Below are 21564 nucleotides of genomic sequence, written 5' to 3' on the forward strand. Positions count from 1 at the left end.
GCCCAGACATTTCCTGTAGATTAATCAAATAATACCCCGCCTGCAATCTGTAGGCGGGGTATTATCTGTTTTACGAGTGGTATTTTACTCTTTTTAATTGTGCAACAATAGCGATGAGTAAATTCCTACTTTTTAAAGGCTTTTCATCTACAAGTGACCTTTAGGAGAGTCCCTTTGAAAAATAATTGAATATCATGCAATATTTCTCTATATCTATAAGCGCTGATTAATCCATTAATTCTTAGGAGCACTTTTCAAATTCACGTACTCTTTGTGAGAATTAGATTGTTCATTCAAAGTTAATTTAATTTTTTTATGACAAGAGAGGCGTTTACGTTTGCTTGTGTGCCTCCGATGACACTAGCTAGGCCAACCGCTGCAAAAGAAGAATGATTACGAAGAGTAAGAGTATCACCAGCTGCTATAGAGAATATCGCTTGCCCGTTATTTTGCTGCGTACCGGCACCTTGACCGTAGACCGTTCCTGGAACCTCCGTGCCATTTAAAAATAGTGCAAATTGATTGGGTTCTGTGCCTGACACGGAGAAAGTAACCTCGTAAATACCTGGAGTGGAAAATAGAATCGGAGATGTTCCGGGAGCATGTGTAATTCCAGGTGTAAGAACACCATTTGTACTAAAAGGAACGTCCGCTTCTATTGCAACTGTTTGAGCAAGTAAGTTATAAATATAGGCGAATTCGGATAACCCTGTACCCGTAGCCCCGGTAGCGCCGGTAGCGCCCGCCGGACCAGTGTCGCCCGTAGCCCCGGTAGCGCCGGTAGCGCCCGCCGGACCAGTGTCGCCCGTAGCCCCCGTAGCGCCGGTAGCGCCCGCTGGACCAGTGTCACCAGTAGCCCCCGTAGCGCCGGTAGCGCCCGCTGGACCAGTGTCACCAGTAGCTCCAGTAGCACCAGTAGCCCCGGTAGCGCCAGTAGCACCCGCTGGACCAGTGTCGCCTGTGGCACCAGTAGCCCCCGTAGCGCCCGCCGGACCAGTGTCGCCGGTAGCTCCCGTAGCGCCGGTAGCGCCCGCTGGACCAGTGTCACCAGTAGCCCCCGTAGCACCAGTAGCCCCGGTAGCGCCAGTAGCACCCGCTGGACCAGTGTCACCAGTAGCTCCAGTAGCTCCAGTAGCGCCCGCCGGACCAGTGTCGCCGGTAGCCCCGGTAGCGCCGGTAGCCCCAGCCGGACCAGTGTCGCCCGTAGCTCCCGTAGCGCCGGTAGCGCCCGCTGGACCAGTGTCACCAGTAGCTCCAGTAGCTCCAGTAGCGCCCGCCGGACCAGTGTCGCCCGTAGCTCCCGTAGCCCCGGTAGCGCCCGTAGCCCCAGCCGGACCAGTGTCCCCGGTAGCGCCGGTAGCGCCAGTAGCGCCCGCCGGACCAGTGTCGCCCGTAGCCCCGGTAGCGCCGGTAGCGCCAGCTGGACCAGTGTCACCCGTAGCCCCGGTAGCGCCGGTAGCGCCCGCCGGACCAGTGTCGCCGGTAGCCCCGGTAGCGCCCGCTGGACCAGTGTCACCAGTAGCACCAGTAGCACCAGTAGCCCCAGCCGGACCAGTGTCACCGGTAGCGCCAGTAGCGCCCTCCGGACCAGTGTCGCCGGTAGCCCCCGTAGCGCCCGCTGGACCAGTGTCACCAGTAGCCCCGGTAGCGCCCGTAGCGCCAGCTGGACCAGTGTCGCCCGTAGCGCCGGTAGCGCCCGCCGCACCGGTGCCGCCCGTAGCCCCGGTAGCGCCGGTAGCGCCCGCCGGACCAGTGTCGCCGGTAGCCCCGGTAGCGCCGGTAGCGCCAGCTGGACCAGTGTCACCAGTAGCTCCCGTAGCACCCGCCGGACCAGTGTCGCCGGTAGCGCCAGTAGCACCAGTAGCGCCCGCCGGACCAGTGTCGCCGGTAGCTCCCGTAGCGCCGGTAGCGCCAGCCGGACCAGTGTCGCCCGTAGCGCCGGTAGGACCAGCCGGACCGGTATTACCAGTATTGCCGGTAGGACCAGCCGGACCGGTATTACCAGTATTGCCGGTAGGACCAGCCGGACCGGTATTACCAGTATTGCCGGTAGGACCAGCCGGACCGGTATTACCAGTATTGCCGGTAGGACCAGCCGGACCAGTATTACCAGTATTGCCGGTAGGACCAGCCGGACCGGTATTACCAGTATTGCCGGTAGGACCAGCCGAACCGGTATTACCAGTATTGCCGGTAGGACCAGCCGGACCGGTATTACCAGTATTGCCGGTAGGACCAGCCGGACCGGTATTACCAGTATTGCCGGTAGGACCAGCTGGACCAGTATTACCAGTAGGACCGGTAGTCCCACCTCCAGCAGTAATTTGAATTACTTGTTTCAATTTGCTGTCAAGTAATAGTTCTTTTTTCATCGCTAATTCGAGCATATCTTGGACGCTAGTATTTACTTGCAAGATTTCCTCCAATGAAGCTGGCGGAGTCAAGCCAGATAACGTGCCGAGTGCATATTGAAGTTTTTCTCCTTCGGCATTAATAATATGGGCTAATCCTAGTTCTTCCATCGCAATAGAAGCTAAGAGTAGGTTAATTGCATCATCCCTTGTAATTGTAATGTTTGGGGAAATATTAGGGATATTTGGTTGTGACATTTAATCTCTCCTTTATAAATTTTGAACAATCCTTCATATAGTAAATTATAAAACATGGGGTGCTCTGTCTATAATCTATTCAGGTAAGTAGAAAGGAGATAAGTTAAATGTCTCTTATGTTATTAATGAAGCGAGAAATTAACAGCACTTTAATCAAAAGAATAAGCGAGCATGTCCTTATAACAGGGAATGAGAAGGGAGGCGATAGCTTGCCATTTGAACGAGATGACTACTTGCATCATTATTGTAGTGTGCAATGCCGCTAATAAAATGTATTATTTATCTCAAATAAAGGATATTTAGAAGCATATAAATAAAAACTCCAGAGATGACACTGGAGTCTTCTTTTCACGGTCTCGGAATGGTTTTGATTACTTCTTTTAATTTACTTTCTAACAGCAATTCTTTTTTAATTACCAAATCAAGCATATCTTGAACGCTGTTATTCACTGCTAATATTTGGTCTAATGTAGCTGCTGGAGTCAATCCAGGTAAGGTACCAAGAGCATATTGAATTTTTTCTGCTTCCGCATTAACGATGTGAGCAAGACCAATTTCTTCCAAAGCAATGGAAGCCAAGAGTAGGTTAATCACATCATCTCTATCGATCGTAATTATTGGTGTGATATTAGGAATATTTGGCTGGGACATACAACCTCTCTCTTTCTTTTTTTATTGAACAACGAAGTACTTCTAATAGTTAAAAAGTGTTCTGAGAGTAGATAAGTTGTTCTTTCAATAGATTATTCAAGACATAAAGAAATGGTTTGTATTATTATGTTCCTTTTTCGATTTACTTTGGATAAGACATGCTACAAAGTATACAATACATACTATGTAAGGATTCATACCAACTTGGTTCCCAAATATCTTAAAACACCATATATTATTATAATTTTCTAATTTGGTGGTGATTGAGTTGTGTACAATAACTCTTTGTATGATTGTGAAAGATGAAGAAGAGGTATTACACCAATGTTTAAGCAGTGTAAAGGAAATTTGTGATGAAATAATTATTGTGGATACAGGTTCAACAGATAAGACAAAGGAAATCGCAAGGGAGTTCACGGAAAAGGTTATTGATTTTCCATGGATTAATGATTTTTCTGCTGCAAGAAATTTTTCATTCAGTCATGCAACAATGGACTATATCTTATGGCTAGATGCGGATGATATTTTACGTAAAGAGGACCTGCAAAAGTTTAAAAATTTAAAGAAGAAACTGGATCTTTCAATAGATGCAGTATCAATGAATTATCATATTGCATTTGATGAATACGGCAATCCAAGCTTTAGTTTTAGAAGGAATCGTTTAGTTAAACGGGAAAATTACTTTAAATGGATCGGCCCTGTCCATGAATATTTAGAAGTTGGCGGCAATATTCTTTCTGCTGACATAGCGATAACTCATCGCAAAAATGATAAGTCAATTCATTCTATTCAAAGTGACCGCAACCTTAAAATTTATGAGTATCGTTTGAAAAGGGGAGAAGAATTCACACCAAGAGATTTATATTACTATGCAAATGAATTAAAAGATCATTCTCAATTTCACAAATCGACTCTTTATTATCAAGCATTCTTAGCAACAAAAAAAGGGTGGGTGGAGGATGAAATACGCGCATGTATAAATATGGCTGAGTGTTATAGAAATCTGGGCAAGTTAGAAAAAGAAAAAGAATCACTAGTCATGTCTATTTGTTATGATGTCCCACGCCCAGAGGTTTCTTGTCGATTAGGTGATCTATATAAAAATAAAAAATATTTTAAAAAGGCAATCACATGGTATCGTTTAGCCCTTGAAATAGAGGAAGAAGATCACCAAGGTTTTAAACAAGAGGCTTACTCGACCTGGTATCCACATCTTCAGTTATGTGTATGTTATTGGGAAATAGGAGACATTGGCCTTGCGGAAGAACATAATAATAAAGCTAAGAAATATCGACCCAATGACCCTAAAGTAAAATACAATGAGGAATTTTTTAAAAATAATAAATAAAAATAAGGATGAATTGAGTAACTAAAAAAAGTTCTATACTTTTAAGAAGTGTATAACTGTCAATGGAAGAAGATTAATGAACTAATGAAGGAAAAAAATAGAGCATGAAGAAAAGCGACCTTCCGTTCAATGTTGAACGAAAAGTTGCCTTTTCGATTTGCATTTGATTTATGAAATTAAATGCGAATTTTTTTAGCACCTTCGGATGACCTTAGCAAAAGTTCTTTAAATTAATAATTATGTTATGTTAAGACCAGTACTTGCCCACCTTAAATAGCAAGAGGGAGTACACTAGATGAAACAATATTGGATATAAGGAATTTTTTGAACATCAACAAGTATTGAAATGAGCGAGTAGAAAGAACCAAGGCAAGGATGCTGTTGGAACCATTGTCTGAGCATAAGGCTAAAGCTATTGTTAAGTGGGTCGGTTGCTAGATGTATTTAGGCTTTAATGGTTAAACAGCCTCACTATTGTACGGGAGTAAGAGTAGTTTAATAGTAGCTTCTCTCGTGATTAAAGTGGTTGAGAATATATTAGGGATATTCATTTTAGATATTTTTCTCTTATTTGTTATCATTTTGAATTATTAGGTATATCGACTGATAGAACAAGTTCTGTTCTGTTAATAATCTATTCAGGTAAGGAAAGTGAATAAGCGAAATGTCTCTTATATTAATAATAAGCAGAGAAAAAACTAAAGAAAACTCTAGAATGATACTAGAGTTTTCTTTAGTTTTAAATTTTTAATACAACACTAAGATATCTTTGCATTCTTTTCGCACTGATATGCTTCATGTGCCTCGTCTACCATGCCCAATTTTTCAAGACATAATCCTTTGTATCGCCACGCTCTAAAGCTTCCCGCCCCTTTTAGAACAAGATATTTTGTATGGTAATCCCCTAATTCAAGGCACTTTTCAAATGCTTGTAATGCTGCAGTATATTTTCCCAATTCATAAAGAATGTAGCCCATATAAAAATGTAAGTCTACATAATCTGGGTAGAGAAGAATCGCTTTCTCGATACTTGGCCACGCCCCTTCTAGATTATTTGTTTCTATTAAAATCGCATATTTCAATTTATAAAGTAATGAAGGCGGTTTCTGACTTTCTTGTAAAAAAAGCAAAATTGATTGATTTACTAAATGAAATGCTTGAAGATATTTTTCCTGTCTATAAAATTCACTAGCCAGATGGTATTCTATCCAAGGGCTATGTGCAGGTTTAGACAACTCGTGTTGCAAAAGCTGAAGGTTTCGTTGACCCTTTTGTTTCGCTTCTGTTACCTCCTGTAAATAACCGTAATGATGGATAGGTACTGGAATGTTTTCGATATCTTTCTCCATTACTTCTGTCGGTAGAAAAAGTGTCTCGTGTATATGGTTCTGAAAGGTAATATTTATATGATTACGAAATAACCGCAACTGGTATATCAAATAAGCATTGTTTTTATCAACAGGTGTTGATTTTCCATAGTAATTAAGGACAGGTAGAGAAAGTAGATAGGCATTGGTATTTGCTAAAAACTCTGGAATTTTTGCTTTATTAGTTGCATCTAATTCTTCATCTGCATCTAACCATAAAATCCAGTCTCCTGTTGAAAAAGATAATCCATAATTTCTGGCATCCGCAAAGTTGTTATTCCACTTATAAGAATGTACTTTTGCGCCATAATTCTCACATATTTCACTTGTTTGATCAGTAGAACCAGTGTCTACGATAATAATCTCACTAACTATTCCTTTGACACTTTCTAAACAATCCTGAATGCAATTAGCTTCATCTTTCACAATCATACACAGAGTAATTGCTGGAAATGTAATCATATACTCACTTCCTAAATTAGGATGACCTTATAAAGAGGCAAATCCTATTTTTTAATAGTTCTTTGATATCCATGGAGGAGGAGCTTGAAGATTTGATTCTACAATGGGCTTGGAAAAAGATTTTAAATGATAATATTCAAGAATTTGTTCTAATGTATTTTCGCATTGTATTTTGTAACTTTTGTTAAGAAAAGCATATTGTTCAACTTCTTTCTTTAATTGTTGAAGAAGAAGAAAAATCTTTTCTGTTTGATCTTCATCAAATGTTTGAATGATTAATTTTTCATGCGAAGCTTTAGGATTTAATATTCTCTTGGAAAAAATGCATACATGCAAAGTCCACAATAAGAAGAGGGAGGTCATAACATTCCGTTCCATTTGATTGCTTTTTTCTAAAGATAAGGATTCGTGAGTTAAAATGGCGTCGAATGTTTTAGTAAGAAATAGTAAAAAAGACTGAAAGAAATTTATATACTCTAGTTCTTCATTATGAGCTGAGGCATAATCCATTTTCATTAGTGTGTTCTCCTTTTCCTATGAGATAGTATTAAACAATCTGAAGACTTTCTATATAAGTACGCATCTTTCCTTGGAAATTTCATCCCAGTTTTCTATCCTGACAATGCTTACAAGGATTCTTACTATGATGCTTACAACGATTCGTACAGCAATCACTGCAACATTCATCTTTACTATGATGCTTACAACGAGACTTACGGCAATCATCGCAACATTCATCTTTACAATGTGTTTTTCTATCTAACTCAACTACATCCTCTAGTTTAAATTCAAGCAAAATTTGAGATTTTACTACTGTACGAAGTGTCTTATTTACGCTTTCATTTATGTCCAAAAAGTCACTCAAACATCTTGGAGCGCATTTTAGAAATGCTTGAAGTTTTTCTCCTTCTGCATTTAATATATGGGATAAGCCAATCTCCTCTAAGGCTATAGAAGATAGAAGTAAATTAATCGTGTCACAACGATTTAGTGAAATTAAAGGCGTTATATTAGGGATATTAGGAAGAGACATAAAATTCACCACTTTCTTTATTTTAAATTGTAAGGGAGTAGGTGGGTTAACAATCATGTCCCTTCTAAATAGCGCAATTATTTTTATAATTAATGTTCTTCATAAAGTTAGTGATTTCTAAAGAACCATGACGTGATAAACACCCAACTATATAACATTGTATTCAAGGCTAACAATTAGGTGCTAGTTCGAAAAAAATTAATCCTTTGAATATTTTCTCTCCTCTACTTTAAAAATGTATAGTTTTTTAACGCTTAACTATTTAGATAATAAAAATAGGAATACCACCAATTAAGGTGATATTCCTAATGTTTAAAGAAATTGATTTTTAATTGGCTTAATTAATTGCAACACCCGCGCTTGCATAACCTACTACAGTATTTACTAAAAAAAGACCAGCTGCTGTGGCAGAGAACACCTGTTCATTTTAAAAAGCCCAACAAAGAACCTTTGGAAGAGCTATTTTAATTTTTTTATTCAATTTTAAATGGGGTAACAAGAGGGTAACATAATCCCGTTATTGCATTATTTAGAGTTAAAGATATTACAGTACCAATCCTGAAAAAACGTTTATATACTGCGCTTTAGGCAACTAATATTCACATTCGTTAAACATGTTACTAAGTTGGGGATCTATGGGCGGCATGATGTAACCTGCCGTATGAACCCATAATATGAATGGGTTTGTATGTAAGGTGAAAGTGATTTGCTAACATGAGGTTATTAACGGAGGCTTCTCGAAAGTTTATTAGACTTTCGAGAAGACTCTTTTTCATCTTTTGAATATGAGAGATTAGGGTCACAATAAAATTCAGTAAAAAAACAGCACTTACTTTAGCTAACCAAAGTAAGTGCTGTTTTTTTACTGAATAGCTGGAATTGATATTTCAACTGTGGAGTCTGGATCGTTAACATTGCCAGTAAAGACATAGATAGGCTGATAATAACCTTTAGTATCATAAGTATAGTCTAATTGAACATCCGTTATTGTTAGCGTATCTCCTTTTTGTAAAGGATTGAATAAGTTAAACTTTCCGTTTGTCAAAGCTTCATATGCTTCCTGTTGTGAAATGATTTTCTCTTTCCCAACCATTTCATTGTTATTAACATCGTAGATTATGTTGTCGGGTATTTGCTGATCAGAGAGTGTGATTACGAGGAAACCTTGAGAAAAATCATCACATACAGTTTGTAAATCCACTGCTTCAGCCAAATCCCAACGAATTGTAAGTTCATCCTGCTGCTGATAGATAGCGTTACTTGGGAATAAACCTTCGTTATTTAACCAATTTTCTATAACCTGCTTTTGTTGTTCAATATCAACTTTTGGCGGCTGTTCACTGTAATTTTCAGAGGAAAAGGACCAAAAACCATTTGACATGAAATAAGTTAAATAATAGACAAGGCCTTCATCATCTATAAATTTTAATTGACGGTTTTCTCCTTCCCTGCGGATGCCGCCTTGCTGTTGTAAATCAAATTGTTGTGCAATGGATCGAGAGATGGATTTTAAATTTTTCATATCTTTAACATCTGAATTGTAATAAACGCAAGCGTTCGATGATTTGTTGGAGAGCTTTGTTTCCAGTTCGACATCTATTTGATCCATGTTTTGTTTTTGTGAAGGCTCGAATGGCAGATTTCCAAATTCCTGTGCATTATATATAACGGTTGCTACACCAAATAATGCAACAAAAAAAATAGGAATAGATATAGCTTTTACAATTGGAGCAAATTTTAACTTACGCTGCTCTATGCTTAATATGATTGCCATTACGAAAAAGTATCCAGCTAAACTCCCTATTGTATTATGCAAAAGGTCATCCAATTCGAAAATTCCTTTACCTGAAACAAATTGGAAAATTTCAATGCAAAGTGTGAATACAATTGTTATAACTAGTACACGCGAAAACGATTTGTTTTTTGGGTGAATTAACGGTAAGAGTACTCCTAATGGCACAAACATTAACATATTAAAGATGATTAGCTGAAATTCAGACACTGACCATTTGTTCCATGAACTTACATAGCTACTCAAAAGACTAAGATTAAACTGACCTGCAAACATTGCCGGTCTATTTAAAGTTGTGATACCTAATACAACAATTCCCCAGCAAATTAGTAAAATGATAAAAAAAAAAATTTAGATAGATGTATTGTATATTTTTTATGAAAAAAGCTCTTAAATACGAAGTAGCCAATCATTAAGATGATGAAAATGAAAATAGAATATTTTATATAAGGTAAAAGACCAGACACTATACTCAGTAAATCCATGAAACGTAACCTCCAACAATTTTGGTACGTTTATCGTAGCAAGGAATTCTTAAGAGGCTGTTAGTATAAATCTTAATATTTTATGAGTAATATGTTCTTCTCTTATACAGCAATGATTACTTCTCGTGTACCAATCATTTTTCTCACTGATACATTCTTAAATAGTTTTGTAAATGTAAATTTAGTAGCTTTGAGTTGGATAGATCTTCATTAAAACCAAATGTACTTTCAAGTTTCTCTTCAGAGTTATTTTGCCCCCTTAAATTTAGCGCTTTTGATGAGCCAGGGTATCTGTTCGGTGAAGAAGGAGACTGTACTGTTTTTAAAGGAATAAATTCTGTATGCGCTTGATCAAACTTTCTAAATGTAGGATTAATACGGATAAAATCCTCTACATAATTCATAATAGTATTTGTAGAAAGTGCATCTTTATTATCCTCACTTAGCTCATTATAAGTTATATCATATTCGGAACCAGAATCACTGTTTTTCCAGGCAGTAAATTGCATTGCCCGTGGTATGTCTATAAACACATTATTTTGGAAGGTAGGATTAAGGGCGCCGCTTGCTATAATCCCCCTGTTAGCGTTGTATTTACCTGGGGCAACATTTTTAAACATATTGTTTTCTATCGTTGCATTACTCCAGTTCAACACGCGAATTGCATCCTGACGCATTTTCTCTATTTTATTATTTCTGATTATGATTTTATCGTGATATTTACCACCTGAATATTTATGGGTGCCAATTGCACGATCAAGGCCGTAGAAAATATTGTTTTCTATCTTCATATTGGAGTTAGGTGTTTTGTCGAACGTACTCCAAACAGAGCTCCAGCCATTTGTTAGCTTATCAGGAGTATCGATATTAATTGCTTCTTTGATTTCAGTTGTTGAAGGTATTGAATTCATAAATTTATTGTTGGTTATAACAGCATCCTTTGTTGCATCTATCTCAATGAAATGACCGGAATACATGTTTTGAAAATTAATATTTTCAATCCTAATATTTTGATTATGACCAGCAATTATAGCAATAGCATCCTTTTCGAAATTCAAATCAATCGTCGCTGAACCAGCTCCAATGATGGAAATATTTTTTTCACCATCATACCCTCCATAGACACCTTCTTTTTTACCAAGAGAAGGACGAATGAAATGGAAAAGTGAGTGGTCAGCATCGAGCTTAGATTTACCTGTTTTACTACCATTCATAATTTTCGCGCCATCCTTAAGTTTTATCGTTGTATTAGATGGTACGAACAATACATTAGAAACTATGTATGTTCCCTTTTCTAATTCGAGTGTGCCACCACCTGTTTCTTCAAGTCGTTCAAGATATGTACGAAGTAAATAATAATGTTTCGTATCATTATTGTAATTAGAATCGTTCATTAGATTCCTATTATATGTTTCGCTATTTGGCGAAATAGTATATGTTTCTGCCTTAGCTTCAATTGAATTCGAAGGATAGATAGCCCACAAACTCCAGACAACTAAGATCAGTAATAATTTTTTCATGATTCCTATGTTCCTCCTGACAATGCTTTTAAATATGATTGTAAACTTAGCTCTTTATCAATTGTAGCGGAAGGCCCAACTCTAGCAGAATGAGTGAGACAGATAAACCTCACAAACATGCGGAAGCGAAGGTGATGGCTTATCACTCACCCCGCTTAAAACTGTCCATCTAAAGTGGAAATCGATATTGGATTCAGTTGTTCAATCTTTTAAATGTATACCCTAAATACAAATAAATAATCTGATGAAAGAGCATTACAACGCAATCTATTGAACAAGAAATGACACATTCTGACTTGTATAAAGTAATTCTCTATTTTGCATAATAAAATGAGCATAAAAGTAGGTGGGTACAATTATATGAGGACAGGCATTCAAATAACCAGAATAGGATTTTTTACATTTATACTAGGCATGTTTAGTATTCAAGCACATGCACAGTTGGGTCCGGATGAAAAAGCGTATTATGATAATTACCAAAATATATTAAAAATAATGGAAAAAGGGATGGAAGATGCACCTGAAACAGGTGATCCCAGTCTTGATTTCCTTTATGAAATGATTCCACATCACCAAGCTGCTGTATCGATGTCGGACAATTGTAGAAAACATAATAACTACTCAACAAAAACAGGCTACAGAAATGCAAAAACTTTTAAAGACTATAGAATAAAAAGTAAAGCCAAGGAGAGGCTGACCAAAACGCTCATTTATGAATACTTTTAGCCAGCTTCTATTTTTTGTTTAAACTTAACTCTCTGTTTGAGACGAACCCAAGGTGGCTCGTCTCTATTTTTATACTAAAAAGCTAAAAAAGTATAGGTAATATTAAAAGAGTGCTATTGATAGCGCTTTCATAAAAGTATTCAGAATTTATAATTAAAATGTAAGGATTTTATACAAAGGGAGAGTGTTAAAAATGTTGAAGAAGTTCAAGGGGTTCACATTTTTACTTATGTTAATGACATTTGCCATAGTAGCAGCAGCTTGTGACGCAAGTGGGGGTAGCTCAGTAGATGTGGGAATAGTGTTGCCTACGAAGGATGAGCCTCGTTGGGTACAGGATGAGCAACGTTTTAAGGATGCTCTAGCGGATTCGGATTATTCTACGGAAATCCTATTCAGCCAAGGATCATCTGCAAAGGAAAAAGAAAATGTAGAGGCATTGTTGAATAAAGGTATTAAAGTATTAATCATTACTCCTCATGATGGTGCGGCAGCTGCATCTGCAGTAGAGGCAGCTAAGAAAGAGGGAGTTACAGTAATTGCATATGACCGTTTAATAACTGATACCGATGCAGTGGATTACTATGTAACTTTTGATAGTTTAGCAGTTGGTGCAGCACAGGCTCAGTACTTAGTGGACAATGCAAAGGGTTCTAATGCACCACTTTACCTGTATGCTGGGGCGGCATCTGATAATAATGCATTCCTATTTTTTGAGGGAGCTTGGCAGGTGCTTCAGCCTAAAATCGCTGATGGCACATTTAAAATTGCTAACTCCAGTGAAGCAGAGGCTTTAAAGGATTCTGCAGATCTTTCTCGTGATCAGCTTGGAAAAATCATTGGGCAAATTACGACTAACTGGGATTCAAATGAAGCAAAAAACAAGGCACAAACACATTTAACTGCCGCGAGTGATGACTTAAAAGGGGATGTTTTAATCCTTGCTCCTAATGATGGAACTGCACGGTCGATCGCAGATGTGTTTGGTTCTGATAGTGCTATTACAAGCTATTTTGTAACAGGTCAAGATGCGGAGAAAGCTTCTGTACAATACATTATTGATGAAAAACAATCGATGACGGTGTTTAAAGATGTTCGTTCATTAGTAAAAGACGCTATGGGCATGGCAGTTGAAATTTTGGATGGAAAAACTCCTGAAACTACTGGTTCTTATGATAATGGTGCGGTAGAAGTGAAAGCGAAACAAACAAATGTAATTGTTGTTGATAAAGACAATGTGAAATCAGAGTTAATTGATTCAGAGTATTATGAGGCAAGTGAATTCACCGGTATAGAGTAAAAGCCAATAAGAGGAGAAAAAGTGTTGTAGCGCTCAATCACTTTTTCTCTATCTTTAATTTGTATAGGTGAGGGAGGTACGAGAAATGAGTGGCTATATTTTAGAAATGAATAACATATCCAAAGAGTTCCCTGGAGTTAAGGCTTTATCCAATGTAAATTTCAAAGTAGGTAAGGGAGAAATCCATTGCTTAGTCGGAGAAAATGGAGCAGGCAAATCTACTCTAATGAAGGTATTAAGTGGTGTATATCCATATGGCACCTATGATGGGGACATAGTATTCGAAGGACAGGTACAACAATTTCAAGTAATCAGCGATAGCGTAAAGGCTGGTATTGGAATCATCTATCAGGAGCTGGCCCTTTTTCCTGATTTATCGGTCTACGAGAACATTTTTGCCGGAAATGAAGTTAAAAAAGGTCCCTTTGTTGATTGGAATCAAACGATTGTCCAGGCTACAGGTTTACTTAAAAAAGTGAATTTAAAAGTGACTCCAGAAACATTGATTAAGGAATTAGGTGTAGGTAAACAACAACTCGTGGAAATCGCCAAAGCACTAAGCAAGGACGTTAACTTACTTATTTTAGACGAACCAACAGCAGCTCTGAATGAGGATGATAGCGAAAATCTATTAGAACTCTTAAAAGAATTGAAGAGTCAGGAAATTAGCTGCATTATGATTTCTCATAAGCTGAAAGAGGTTATCCATATTGCAGATAAGGTAACGGTGCTTCGTGATGGGAAAACCATTTGCACATTAGATGCAAGCAAGGGAGAGGTGGCTGAAAATGTCATCATCAAAAATATGGTTGGAAGAGACATCGAAGATATTTATCCAAAACGACCTGACAAGAAAATCGGAGAAACCGTTTTATCATTAAAAGATTGGTCTGCCTATGATACACAGCTAGGAAGAAACGTAGTTAAAAATGCAAATCTTCAACTCAAGAAGGGAGAAATTATTGGTGTTGCTGGCCTTATGGGCTCAGGGCGTACAGAGCTTGCATTAAGTATTTTTGGCAATCCCAAAAATTATAAACTTCAAGGATCGTTAGAAATGCAAGGGGTAACTAAAACACTAAAGCATACTAGTGATGCGATTAAAGCAGGGATTGCCTATGTGACAGAGGACAGAAAGGGAGACGGTTTGTTTTTGCTACAGGATATAAAGAGCAATGTCTCTGCTGCTCATCTGAAGGGGATATCAAGCAGAGGAGTCCTTAACTTAAATGAAGAGGTAAAGGTCGGTAAAGAATATAAGGATTCTTTATATATTAAAGCGAGTTCTCTAGAACAAATAGTTGGCAAACTTAGCGGTGGAAATCAGCAGAAGGTGTCTCTTGGAAAATGGTTGTTTACTGGACCTAAGATCTTAATTTTGGATGAACCGACACGAGGTATTGATGTGGGGGCAAAATTTGAAATTTATACGATTATGAATCAGCTGATCAATGAAGGAATGAGTATTATCATGATTTCCTCTGAGCTCGGTGAAGTGCTAGGAATGAGTGATCGTATTTATGTAATGGCTAATGGGTCTATAAAAGGTGAATTGACTGCGGAAGAAGCTTCTCAGGAAGCTATTATGGAACTCGCTACTCAATAGATAGAAAGGGGAAGAATCATGAATTTATTCAAAGAGGCTAAGGACCTTGTGAAAGATAATATAAGAGATTATGGAATGTATATTGCACTAGCAGTTATTCTATTAACATTTACGTTTATGACAAACGGTTTATTTATGTCTTCGAGAAATATAAGTAATTTACTAGATTCTGCAGGTTACATTGCTGTGCTAGCAGTCGGAATGACACTAGTTATCGTCATCCGTCATATTGACTTATCGGTTGGCTTTGTCGCTGGGTTTTTAGGTGCAGTGGCAGCAATATTTTTGACACAATGGGGAGTTTCCATATGGATTACAATTCCAGTAGTCTTAATCTTCGGGATAGTTATAGGTTTATTTAACGGTGTTTTAGTTGCGAGAATCGGTATTCCATCTTTTGTTGCCACTTTAGCAGGTATGTTAATATTTCGAGGGGCGCTTTTACAGGTAACGGAAAGAACAGGGACAATTATTATTAAGGACAGTCAATTTAACGCTATTGGAAATGGGTTTATACCATCTCTTATGCAAATTAACGGATTACACCTTATGACATTGATTGTTGGGTTGATTGGTATACTTTTGTATATTTATAGTGAATTTTCTAATCGACGAAATAAATTGAAATATGGCTTTGAAGTGATGTCTAATGGAATATTTACTATTAAACTTATTTTAATATCAGGAATTATTGCGTATATCACTTGGATTTTAGCGGGATATAATGGTTTTTCTTGGACGGTTGTTATTATGGTAATTGTGGTTATTATTTATCATTTTTTATCTACTAAAACGGTGCTTGGTCGACACATTTACGCGGTGGGTAGTAACCCAGAAGCCGCACATCTCAGTGGTATAAACGTACAAAAGATTACATATATCGTCTTCGGCTCTATGGGGATGCTTGCAGCCTTATCAGGAATATTATTTACTTCGCGTCTTCAATCAGCTACCACTACAGCTGGTACTCTTTTTGAGTTAGATGCTATAGCAGCGGCTTATGTAGGTGGGGTTTCGTCTGCAGGAGGAGTCGGAAAAGTAACTGGCGCTATCATTGGTGCAATTGTTATGGCCTCTCTTTCAAGTGGCATGAACCTACTAGGCGTTGGAATATCGTATCAGTATATGATACGTGGTGGGGTTTTAGCTGGAGCAGTAATATTTGATGTGATGACACGAAAACAAAGAGCTTAATAGAAGAAATGGACAAAAGGTATTAAGAAAGGTCTAATACCTTTTTGTCTTTTTATTTCTTACAATTTTTATAATACTTGAAAACTATTGCAGTATCTTAATGCATTTTCAACATTATAACTTTTCCTTTAAAAATAAAGATTGATCAGTCTGTTGATTGTAGCGGCAGGTGACGACTCCAGTGGGATGAGTGAGACAGATGAGTCATCACAAACGACGGTGATGGCTTAGCGCTCCCCCCGCGGAAAGCGTCAGTCTAAAGCGGAAATCAAGCTTAGTAGAGGTGTCTTCATAGAAGAATGAACTTCCGTTTTATATAGCTTATTGTCAATTAATGGACAAATGGTAATATAGTAGAAAAAGCGAGATGCAAGGAGAGAAGGGAATGGGGAAAAAAGTAGTTTTCATACTTGGAGCACTTATTTTGATCTTTAGTTATTTGACCTTTTCCACGGCAACCCAGGCGCTCCGTACTACTAGCGAAATGCCCAAAACCATTCCCTCTAATGAGGATACCATTCGCCTTGTACTTATAACTCAGGAACTGGACACCCCTTTTTGGAATAAAGTCGGGCAAGGTGCAGCAGAACAAGCAAAATTAGAAAATGTTCAATTAGAGGTCTGGGGAAGTTATGGTAATAACGAGGAAGATTTTTTGAAAAGAGTGGAGATAGCCCTTCATTCAAAGGTTAGCGGAATAATTGTTCAGGGACTAGATAATGAAGAATTTAAAGAATTGACCAAAGTGAAGGCTGCATTCTACGGTATTCCAGTCATTACAGTCGCTAACGATGTCCCGGTCGAGGAAAGTTTAAGAAAGACCTATATCGGTTCAAATCAGCTCGAAGCAGGAAGAATGGTCGCACAACGATTAGTCAGTACAATGGGTACAACTGGAGATATAATCATTCTAGGAGATAAGAAACTAGCACATTACCAGAAGGAACGCTTGCAAGGAATTCAAGAAGTGCTTAAACACTATGAGGGAATTCAGGTGACCGTAAGAGGGACCGAGGATACTAAGGAACAGGTGATGGCTACAACTCAGCAACTTATGAACGAAACTCCACAGGCACAAGCTTTTATAGCAATCAATGCAAATTATGCTGGACCTATGATACAGGAAATTGGGAGACGTACAAGGGTAGAGCCATATCATATTTATACATTTGATGATGGAATTGAATCGAGAACTTTACTAGAGCAGGGGCTACTAGATGGTGTGTTGGAACAACAACCGGAGAGAATGGGTAAGGAAAGCGTGAAAAGACTCATGAAATGGTTAACTAATGAAACTGTTCCACTTGACTCTGATGGTTATTTAACTGAAATAAGAATGGCTGAATTGGATGGTACTAAGCAATGACTACGATTCATAAAAAGATTTGGATGCTCGTTTCAGTAGTCCTCGTTATAATGGGGATCATTTGGTTAATGCTCACGTATTACAACCAAAGAACACAAGAGCAAACAAATGATGTATTACAGCGATACTTAAGGATGAATGAAGTTACTACAGCTAGTCAAAAAATAATAACTAGTTTAAACAATTATTTACTAAATCCTACAGAAGCACATAAGCAACAGCTGGAGAAAAGTATAGTAGATATAAAAGAGGTTCAAGAGGATGTTGCAGAGCTTAGAAACGTGGAGAATTCATTTTCCTTAACGAATTATATTCATTTAATTGATAGCTTAGTAGAGACCACGGAGCGTTCTATTATGCTCATACAGGAACGAGATATAGAAGACTCCACCAAGGAATTCAATGAAGCTAATCGTATTTCTATGTACATATCAGAAATGACATTGACTATTTTGGATCGTGAACTGAAGACATATAACGAATTTTATCGGGCCATCATTAACCAATCCGAAGAGTTAAAAAAGCTTGGAATTTATTTGCTGCTATTGATTACCTGTGTGCTACTATTGGCGACTTATTGGTTTTCACTGAGCATTACTAAACCAGTTCATCAGCTTACAAAAGCGGCCAATGAATTAGCACAGGGGAGATTCAACCAGCAGATAGAAGTGAAATCTAATGATGAAATAGCATTTCTAGCCAAAACATTTGATGAAATGCGAATCAATATTAATGATTTAATACAAGAAATTCAACAAAAAGCACAACTGGAGCATGAGCTACAACAAAGCAGACTTCTACTAAAGGAGAGCCAATTAAAGACTTTACAAAGTCAAATAAACCCTCATTTCCTGTTTAACACTTTAAATACCCTTTCTAAAAAAGCTTATTTGGACGGGGCAGAGGAAACGAGTGACCTACTTGTAAGTGTCGCAGGATTACTTCGCTATAACCTCAAGCGAGGGGATGGAACGGTAACATTATTTGAGGAGGTTATAGTTCTCAATCAATACATGGAGATTCAAAAGGCTCGCTTTATCGATCGATTACGATTTATATCTCACATTGATGAGACGTGCTTACATATAAAAATCCCAGGTCTAACACTTCAGCCAATTATCGAAAATGCAGTTATTCACGCTATTGAGCCTGAGATAGATGGAGGCACAATTTGGTTTAGAATTCTTAGAGTGGAATCATTGGTGATTATAGAGATAGAAGACAGTGGCAAGGGTATGACAACGAAACAAATTGAAGAATTACTTAAGGGAGATATTGTGCCTAGCGAGGGGCATTCGACAGGAATGGGCTTTCAAAATGTTGTAAAAAGGCTGTCTTTGTTTTACGGAGATAAAAGCACTATCACTATTCATAGTATAGAAGGTCAAGGGACAAAGGTAATCATACAAATTCCAATAGCATGGGAGGAAAATGATGATGAAACTTCTGATCGTCGATGATGAACCGATAGAACGTGAAGGAATGCAGGCTATACTTCAAAAATCTTTTCCAGAGTACTCCTTTTATCAGGCTAAAAACGGGAAACAGGCAATCGAACTTGCAGATAGTATTCGTCCAGATTTAGTGTTAATGGATATTATGATGCCAGGCATGAATGGGCTAGAAGCCATAGAAAAAATAAAAGAAACGAATTCATCTACCAAGTTTGTGATGGTAACTGCATTCGATATGTTTGATTATGCAAGGCAAGCTATTAAGCTTGGAGTGAAAGATTACTTACTCAAACCTAGTAAAGTAACCGAAATAGTCTCTACTGTAGGTAAAGTATTAGAGGAATGTAGAGTAGAAAAAGAAGCGGAGGCTAGCAGCCGTCTAGCAAATGAAATGTGGCAAAAAACATTGACTCTAGCAGAGACAGATATTGTGACACAGCTATTATTTGATCATGTTCATGAAGTGCATATAGACTTACTAGTGGAAATGTTAGATACCCCTTCTACACAAGAAAAATTTGTAGCTGTTATACTCTTACCGGAAGAGGCAGAGCATTTGTATGTGGACATCAAGCAGAAAGTTCGTCAAACAACCAATGCTTGGGTTGGTGCCTTATATGGAAGACAATTACCAATTATTGTGTTTAGAAACCCTGATAAAACATTTCGTGCACAGGCAATAGCATTTTCAAAAGAGATTCTATCCTTAAATAAAGAAAACATCGGTATGGATTGGTTTATTGGAATTGGTCAAGTATATGGGGAACTCTCGGAAATTAGACAATCCTATCAAGAGGCTCTTATTGCTACGATGGATCCCACTTTGGTTGTAAAGTATCGGTTTTATTCTGAAGTTCAGGCTATTACAGTTGAAACAGACTATCAGGTTATCAGACAACGGGAGCAGCTGTATTTCGAACAGTTAAGACTAGGGGATTGGGAGTCGATTCGCTTATTTGTATTGGATATGATTCAACAGCATGAGAAAAAAGGAAATGCACTAATCTACACTCAACAAAGAGTATTGGAGTTATTGTGGATTGCACATAGAGTCATGAATGAACTAGGAATTGACTCAGAGGTACCTGTTTTCCCACTTCAAGCACTTGAGTATCGTCAGTTGCGATTGGAAACTACGCGTTTGCTTGATCGTATGCAAACTGTTTATAAGAGCTACTTTGAACGGATGGAAGTTGATAAAATTCAACAAATCAAACAGTTTATATATGATAATTCCCATAAGGACATATCCTTAGATATACTGGCGCAAAAAGTCGACCTAAGCCCAATCTATATTAGTAAAATGTTCAAGGAGAAGCTAGGTATTAACTATATTGATTTTCTTACGGAGTGTCGAATTGGAAAGGCTAAAAAGCTCCTTAATAATTCAGAACGAAGCTTAAAGGAAATTACGTTTGAAATTGGCTATCATGATCCTAATTATTTCAGCAAGGTATTCAAAAAGATGTGTGGAGTCTCTCCAAAGGAATATAGAAAAACAAAGTTAAGTAAGAAAGTGGAATTTTGAAGAGAGGGGGAAAAGGATGAAACGAAGGGCTAAACCTATTTGGCTTTTGGGTATCATTCTGATGTTAGTTGCTTGTTCCCCTGATGCTGAAAGGGAAAGTATTAAACCAGAGGAAGGACCCCCTTCTCCAAAAGAGGAGGAGCCGATACGAATAGGGTTTTCTATGGATACCTTATTGGAAGAACGATGGCTAAAGGATCGAGATTTGTTCAAGGAGGCTGTGGAGGCTTTGGGTGCCGAGGTAGAAATATTTGCAGCAAATGGAGATGATGCACTTCAAATATCTCAAGCAGAGCGACTTATTCAAAGCGGTGTCGATGTATTAGTAATTGTTCCGCATAACGCCGAGGCAACCGCTGCCATTGTCCATAAGGCTCATCTTGCAGGTATAAAGGTGATTGCATATGACAGACTTGTGAAAAACTCTAATCTCGATTTGTATGTTTCCTTCGATAATGAACAAGTGGGAGAAATGCAGGCCAAGGCTATTACAGAGCTTGTACCAAAAGGGAACTATGTGATTATAGGAGGAGCAATCACGGATAACAATGCGCATCTTCTGAAAAAGGGAGTATTTAAAGTACTTCGTCCGTATATAGAGAATGGAGATATCAACATTATTTATGACCAATGGACGAAGGATTGGACACCAGTAAATGCAAATGCAAATATGGAAGAAGCACTTCGTACAACAAATCTGCAGATTGATGCAGTAATTGCAGCAAATGATGCTACTGCTGGTGGGGTAATAGAAGCACTTGAGGCCAAAGGGCTCGCTGGACAAATACCAGTCGCAGGCCAGGATGCGGATTTAGCAGGGGTACAGAGAATAGTTAAAGGAACGCAAACTATGACTGTATACAAACCTATTCACATGCTCTCAGAGGAGGTTGCGAAACTGGCTGTATCCATGGCTAAAGGTGAAAATATTAATGCGGGGCAGAAAGTTAAAAACGGAAAAATTGAAGTTCCTTCGGTGTTATTAACACCAATTCCAGTAAATAAATCCAATCTTAATACCACAGTTATTACAGATGGTTTTCATTCAGAAGAGGAAGTTTATCAGGAGTAGAAAGAGTAGGCCCCTTAATAAAAGGCAATGTGTTTGATTAACCACCCACTT

At 38.2% G+C, this 21564-nt stretch carries 15 protein-coding genes and 1 pseudogene; 9 read left to right on the top strand and 7 right to left on the bottom strand.

The genetic code is table 11. The features are described 5' to 3' along the window. Positions 1-299: 299 nt before the first annotated feature. Entirely contained in the window at positions 300-2609 is a 2310-nt protein-coding gene (locus tag ACQKNZ_RS18710; RefSeq protein ID WP_427661179.1) for a BclA C-terminal domain-containing protein, read from the bottom strand. Positions 2610-2957: 348 nt separating this feature from the next. Next, positions 2958-3260, bottom strand: a complete 303-nt coding sequence (locus ACQKNZ_RS18715; protein ID WP_427661181.1) for a hypothetical protein — start codon at positions 3258-3260, stop codon at positions 2958-2960. A gap of 268 nt (positions 3261-3528) precedes the next feature. Here ACQKNZ_RS18715 and ACQKNZ_RS18720 point away from each other — a divergent pair, with 268 nt between their 5' ends. Then, the gene (locus ACQKNZ_RS18720) at positions 3529-4608 is read left to right on the top strand and encodes a glycosyltransferase (protein WP_427661183.1); all 1080 of its coding nucleotides are present in this window, start codon (positions 3529-3531) and stop codon (positions 4606-4608) included. Positions 4609-5366: 758 nt separating this feature from the next. Here the strand turns inward: ACQKNZ_RS18720 and ACQKNZ_RS18725 are convergent. From ACQKNZ_RS18725 to ACQKNZ_RS18745, 5 genes and pseudogenes are all read right to left on the bottom strand, one after another. Continuing rightward, positions 5367-6437 (bottom strand): glycosyltransferase, encoded by a 1071-nt coding sequence (locus tag ACQKNZ_RS18725; protein WP_427661185.1) that lies wholly within the window; start codon positions 6435-6437, stop codon positions 5367-5369. A gap of 51 nt (positions 6438-6488) precedes the next feature. Next, positions 6489-6953: a hypothetical protein gene (locus ACQKNZ_RS18730; RefSeq protein ID WP_427661187.1), complete on the bottom strand. Its 465-nt coding sequence runs from the start codon at positions 6951-6953 to the stop codon at positions 6489-6491. A gap of 854 nt (positions 6954-7807) precedes the next feature. Next, positions 7808-7888 (bottom strand): annotated as a pseudogene (locus tag ACQKNZ_RS18735) (exosporium glycoprotein BclB-related protein); the annotation flags it as partial. Between the two features lie 444 nt (positions 7889-8332). Beyond that, entirely contained in the window at positions 8333-9613 is a 1281-nt protein-coding gene (locus ACQKNZ_RS18740; RefSeq protein ID WP_427661302.1) for a VanZ family protein, read from the bottom strand. Between the two features lie 277 nt (positions 9614-9890). Continuing rightward, a complete protein-coding gene (locus tag ACQKNZ_RS18745; protein ID WP_427661189.1) occupies positions 9891-11267 on the bottom strand; it encodes a right-handed parallel beta-helix repeat-containing protein in 1377 nt (458 codons plus the stop codon). Positions 11268-11627: 360 nt separating this feature from the next. Between ACQKNZ_RS18745 and ACQKNZ_RS18750 the strand changes: the two genes are divergently transcribed. The 8 genes from ACQKNZ_RS18750 (at position 11628) to xylF (ending at position 21513) form a co-directional block, all read left to right on the top strand. Beyond that, positions 11628-11993, top strand: coding sequence for a hypothetical protein (locus ACQKNZ_RS18750; RefSeq protein WP_427661191.1), 366 nt, complete (start codon positions 11628-11630; stop codon positions 11991-11993). A gap of 193 nt (positions 11994-12186) precedes the next feature. Next, on the top strand, positions 12187-13293 hold the full coding sequence (locus tag ACQKNZ_RS18755; RefSeq protein WP_427661193.1) for a sugar ABC transporter substrate-binding protein: 1107 nt from the start codon (positions 12187-12189) through the stop codon (positions 13291-13293). A gap of 85 nt (positions 13294-13378) precedes the next feature. Continuing rightward, on the top strand, positions 13379-14899 hold the full coding sequence (locus tag ACQKNZ_RS18760) for an ATP-binding cassette domain-containing protein (RefSeq protein ID WP_427661195.1): 1521 nt from the start codon (positions 13379-13381) through the stop codon (positions 14897-14899). 18 nt (positions 14900-14917) lie between these two features. Then, complete coding sequence (locus ACQKNZ_RS18765; protein WP_427661197.1) at positions 14918-16093, top strand: sugar ABC transporter permease; 1176 nt, start codon at positions 14918-14920, stop codon at positions 16091-16093. A 385-nt stretch (positions 16094-16478) separates the two neighbouring features. Beyond that, complete coding sequence (locus ACQKNZ_RS18770; protein WP_427661199.1) at positions 16479-17459, top strand: substrate-binding domain-containing protein; 981 nt, start codon at positions 16479-16481, stop codon at positions 17457-17459. Continuing rightward, entirely contained in the window at positions 17456-18919 is a 1464-nt protein-coding gene (locus ACQKNZ_RS18775) for a sensor histidine kinase (RefSeq protein ID WP_427661201.1), read from the top strand. Before ACQKNZ_RS18770 ends, ACQKNZ_RS18775 begins: the two co-directional genes overlap by 4 nt. Then, the gene (locus ACQKNZ_RS18780; RefSeq protein ID WP_427661203.1) at positions 18894-20441 is read left to right on the top strand and encodes a response regulator; all 1548 of its coding nucleotides are present in this window, start codon (positions 18894-18896) and stop codon (positions 20439-20441) included. Before ACQKNZ_RS18775 ends, ACQKNZ_RS18780 begins: the two co-directional genes overlap by 26 nt. A 16-nt stretch (positions 20442-20457) precedes the next feature. Further along, the gene (gene xylF / locus ACQKNZ_RS18785) at positions 20458-21513 is read left to right on the top strand and encodes a D-xylose ABC transporter substrate-binding protein (protein WP_427661205.1); all 1056 of its coding nucleotides are present in this window, start codon (positions 20458-20460) and stop codon (positions 21511-21513) included. The last annotated feature ends 51 nt before the right edge of the window (positions 21514-21564 follow it).

The organism is Psychrobacillus sp. NPDC093200 (genome assembly GCF_050280345.1).
Classification (GTDB): Bacteria; Bacillota; Bacilli; order Bacillales_A; family Planococcaceae; genus Psychrobacillus; species Psychrobacillus faecigallinarum.

What these genes read in the sequence shown, in the direction of transcription:
- ACQKNZ_RS18710 (WP_427661179.1), bottom strand. Translation starts at nt 2,609, where the DNA reads ATGTCACAACCAAATATCCCTAATATTTCCCCAAACATTACAATTACA.
- ACQKNZ_RS18715 (WP_427661181.1), bottom strand. Translation starts at nt 3,260, where the DNA reads ATGTCCCAGCCAAATATTCCTAATATCACACCAATAATTACGATCGAT.
- ACQKNZ_RS18725 (WP_427661185.1), bottom strand. Translation starts at nt 6,437, where the DNA reads ATGATTACATTTCCAGCAATTACTCTGTGTATGATTGTGAAAGATGAA.
- ACQKNZ_RS18730 (WP_427661187.1), bottom strand. Translation starts at nt 6,953, where the DNA reads ATGAAAATGGATTATGCCTCAGCTCATAATGAAGAACTAGAGTATATA.
- ACQKNZ_RS18745 (WP_427661189.1), bottom strand. Translation starts at nt 11,267, where the DNA reads ATGAAAAAATTATTACTGATCTTAGTTGTCTGGAGTTTGTGGGCTATC.
- ACQKNZ_RS18750 (WP_427661191.1), top strand. Translation starts at nt 11,628, where the DNA reads ATGAGGACAGGCATTCAAATAACCAGAATAGGATTTTTTACATTTATA.
- ACQKNZ_RS18755 (WP_427661193.1), top strand. Translation starts at nt 12,187, where the DNA reads ATGTTGAAGAAGTTCAAGGGGTTCACATTTTTACTTATGTTAATGACA.
- ACQKNZ_RS18760 (WP_427661195.1), top strand. Translation starts at nt 13,379, where the DNA reads ATGAGTGGCTATATTTTAGAAATGAATAACATATCCAAAGAGTTCCCT.
- ACQKNZ_RS18765 (WP_427661197.1), top strand. Translation starts at nt 14,918, where the DNA reads ATGAATTTATTCAAAGAGGCTAAGGACCTTGTGAAAGATAATATAAGA.
- ACQKNZ_RS18770 (WP_427661199.1), top strand. Translation starts at nt 16,479, where the DNA reads ATGGGGAAAAAAGTAGTTTTCATACTTGGAGCACTTATTTTGATCTTT.
- ACQKNZ_RS18775 (WP_427661201.1), top strand. Translation starts at nt 17,456, where the DNA reads ATGACTACGATTCATAAAAAGATTTGGATGCTCGTTTCAGTAGTCCTC.
- ACQKNZ_RS18780 (WP_427661203.1), top strand. Translation starts at nt 18,894, where the DNA reads ATGATGAAACTTCTGATCGTCGATGATGAACCGATAGAACGTGAAGGA.
- xylF (WP_427661205.1), top strand. Translation starts at nt 20,458, where the DNA reads ATGAAACGAAGGGCTAAACCTATTTGGCTTTTGGGTATCATTCTGATG.